The sequence below is a fragment of the Saccharothrix sp. ST-888 genome, from assembly GCF_000955975.1.
In the GTDB taxonomy this organism is placed as follows: Bacteria; Actinomycetota; Actinomycetes; order Streptomycetales; family Streptomycetaceae; genus Kitasatospora.
The window spans coordinates 1-335 of record NZ_JYJF01000697.1 but is presented as its reverse complement, the minus strand read 5'-3'; the positions used below and the strand labels follow the sequence as shown (position 1 = coordinate 335).

Genomic DNA, 335 nt, shown 5'->3' with positions numbered 1-335 from the left:
CCGGTACCCCGGTCTGGAACACCCTGGTGGTCGGTGTCGGCGTCGCCGCCCTGGCGGCCTTCATCCCGCTCGACATCCTGACCGACCTGACCAGCCTGGGCACCCTGGTCGCGTTCTCGGTGGTCCCCGTCGCCGTTATCAACCTGCGCCCCCCCCAGCGCCACCTGCAGCGCGGCTTCCGGGTTCCCGGCTAGCCGGTCGTCCCGCTGCTCAGCGTCGGCGTCTGCGCCTACCTGATCTACGGGCTGCACCTGCTGACCTTCCTGTTGTTCGGGATCGTCCTCGCCATCGCCCCTGTCATCTACTTCGGCTACAGCGTCAAGCACTCCAAGCTC

The 335-nt window shown here is 68.1% G+C and carries 1 protein-coding gene and 1 pseudogene; both read left to right on the top strand.

Annotated elements, in window-relative coordinates; translation table 11 throughout:
- Nucleotides 1–194, top strand: a pseudogene (locus UK12_RS42300) (amino acid permease); the annotation flags it as partial.
- A gap of 12 nt (nucleotides 195–206) precedes the next feature.
- Nucleotides 207–335: amino acid permease C-terminal domain-containing protein (locus tag UK12_RS45420; protein WP_442973931.1), on the top strand; the 129-nt coding region annotated here is incomplete at its 3' end.